The organism is Acinetobacter lactucae (genome assembly GCF_013344765.1).
Classification (GTDB): domain Bacteria; phylum Pseudomonadota; class Gammaproteobacteria; order Pseudomonadales; family Moraxellaceae; genus Acinetobacter; species Acinetobacter lactucae_A.
The window spans coordinates 1-2,970 of record NZ_JABVBF010000255.1 but is presented as its reverse complement, the minus strand read 5'-3'; the positions used below and the strand labels follow the sequence as shown (position 1 = coordinate 2,970).

2 protein-coding genes are annotated in these 2,970 nt (G+C 39.2%); one reads left to right on the top strand and one right to left on the bottom strand.

Annotated features, from left to right (window positions below):
• Positions 1–128: 128 nt before the first annotated feature.
• Positions 129–1,313 (top strand): hypothetical protein, encoded by a 1,185-nt coding sequence (locus HUN22_RS16320; protein WP_174731567.1) that lies wholly within the window; start codon positions 129–131, stop codon positions 1,311–1,313.
• Positions 1,314–1,374: 61 nt separating this feature from the next.
• Here HUN22_RS16320 and HUN22_RS16315 read toward each other — a convergent pair whose 3' ends face one another.
• Positions 1,375–2,841 (bottom strand): MFS transporter, encoded by a 1,467-nt coding sequence (locus HUN22_RS16315; RefSeq protein ID WP_174731564.1) that lies wholly within the window; start codon positions 2,839–2,841, stop codon positions 1,375–1,377.
• Positions 2,842–2,970: the final 129 nt, after the last annotated feature.

Here is a 2,970-nt window from a genome sequence, read left to right as displayed (position 1 = left end):
ATATAAAGTACAGATTTTATTATCTTTTTATCTTGAATCTTCTGCAAATATTAAGATTTGGACAAATCTTTTTCTGGTTTATACATAACGCAAATTTAATTTTTATTTTTAAGAGGAGGAAGAATCTTTTGTTTAAACATCCCACAACTTTCAAAAAAATATTCATCGCGACAACTTTGATTACATTCAGCCTTTCAAGTCATGCAGCGCTTACCTTTGGCAATGCTGAAGAAGGTCAACTTAAAGTAAGTGGTACTGTTCGGGCTAAATATGTTTACGATTTTGACTCTGATCCCACTACCAGTAAATTTTCTTTTAATGACGCCGTATTATGGCTGGACTACAACTCTCCGAAATGGATTGGCCGTCTAGATTATCGGGTTTATGAATATTATGGACGTTTAGGCGATGCCAACTGGCTCACCGATGCATGGTTGGGTTATAAAATTAATGACAACAGTAAAATTATTGCTGGCTTAAACCCTGTTCCTTTTGGCTTGGGCCGATTTTGGGGAAATACTTATTATTTAGGCATTGCCAATAGTGCTGGTTGGGAAGATGTACACAATCTTGGGGTGAAATACGATTTCAATGATGGAATCAACGAAGCACAACTCGCCTTTTATCCTACCGATGGTGGCACCTATAGAGGTAAAAGCAAAGACTCGAGTCGATTTAGTATCAACCCTGTCAATGCAGATGACTCTGTACCACAAGGCACCAATACTAAAGAAAAGAACTCGATTGTAGTTCGTGGTGCTCATACCTTTAAGAATGTCTTAGGCCAAGAAAATTTCTCTACCCAACTGGGTGCTTCTGCATGGTATTCCACCATTGAAAACAAACGTTCAGGACAAGATGGCGATCGCCAAGTCTACTCAGTTTTTAGCAATACCAATTACAACCAATGGAATTTGCAGCTTTTGGCCGGTTATCAAGACATCGATAATGCCGACACTCAATATAAAGACCACCTGACTTTGGGCGGTTTCGATTATTCCTTTAACTCTGCAACCAAAGGTCAGATTTATTCAGCCGAACTCAGCTATTTATTTCCTCAGCAATTTGGACCGATTACCTCTGTTCGCCCGTACTTGAACTATAGTTCTTATCGAAAAGAACAAGACGGCTTTAAAGACTCTACCCGTTTTATTCCCGGCATTGCCTTTAACTATCAAAAACTGACGGTACAAGCCGAATTACTGATGGGTAAACATGATCCATACCTAGGAGACAGTGAAGGCCTTGCAGCTGGTGGAACCAATGATAAATGGAATAAAAAAGCATTTGTAATTTTTGCTTATTACTTTTAACTCCAAAAATAAAGGCCAACATCTGTTGGCCTTTATTTTTATTTAGATATCTATTTTTACGTTAGTCGATTACTGGTGAATTATTGAGAGGAAGTTCTGTTTTATCTTCATCGATAACATCAACATCTTGAGCGGTAGGCTCAAACTTAATCAGTAGTCCAATCACAATTAAAGGGATAAATGCAAAGATAGAAATAATTAGGTAAACATCGGTTTTATAACCCGCCATCCAGATTGGTAAAACAAACAAAGCAATCGCCTGAGCAACACCTGTTACCGCACGGTTAAAGCCGACTCCAACACCACGGATCGAAGCTGGATAAGCCATGGTTGGATAAACCATCATTTGTGCCCCTGGCCCAAAGCCTTCGGCAAAAAGCCACAAACCGAGCATACCAATTGCGGTGTAGAGTAAAAGGCTATTACCGGGTTCACCAATTAATGCCAAGGCAATGAGGGCTATAAACTGGAGTAAAAAGCCTGTAAGCAACACATGACGAGATTTAAATCTGCTGGCAACAAATACACCTAATAATCCGCCCGTAAACGCAAACAGTAAATTAAGCCCAAGTGTGGTGGTAATGGTCGTCAAGACATCGGTATGAAAGAAACGCGTTAAAATAGAAGGTAAAAAGAAGGCAATGGTGGTGTACTGAAATGCCACCGAAATATGAATCACAATTGCCACAATCGTTCTTGGCAAATAGGTTTTATTAAATAAAACTGCAAAACCCTCGCGCTTTTTCTTTTCAGCATTTCTTTCTACTTTTTCGACTGTTGCGACTGCATGAATTGCATAGGATTTTTGTAGAACTTTAGCTGCCCCCTTTAAATCACCTTGGTTTGCAAGCCAGATTGGTGATTCAGTTAAATATTTACCGCGAATAAAAATAATGAGTAACGCTGGCACTGCTCCAAAAATTAAAGATGCTCGCCATAACCAGTTGCTATGCTCAGGGGGTAAAAGGAAATAAAGCGCCAGAACTAGACCAAAACAGACCGAAGAAGCGGCATACCACATTGGGCACCATGCGGCTAACCGCGCAGCCTTGTTGCTACTACCGTTAAACTTGGAAAACTCAGATAAGTATGACATTGCGACAGGCAAATCAATACCAACACTAATTCCCATAATAAATCGGGCTAAAATCAAAACCCATACATTCGGTGCAAAGCCTGCGACAATTGCCGCAATGACAAACAGCACCATGTCCGCCATGAAGACCCGATAACGGCCGATTTTATCTGTCAGCCAACCACCAATCAGGTTACCAACAATGGTTCCGCAGACAATTGCTGAAGCTACAACACCTGTCATCACAGGGCTTAAAGAAAACTCTGAGATGACTTGCTCAATACCAAAGGACAGTGTTGTTAAATCATAGGCATCAATAAACACCCCAATGAGTGCCAACCAAATAACTTTATTCGATTTACCCTTCCCTGCAAATTTGGAAATTAATTGTGAAACATCATCGGGAGATTTAATTTCATAACGATGGTTATGATCGAGTTCTTGTGTGCTCACTTAATAATTCCTGAATTTTAATAACAGGAACAAAATAATGATTATTCACATAATACAAAAACAAATTAATCTGATGTTTTAATCTCAATTATAGAATTATCTTTTCATTATTAACTCAGCAGTAAAACC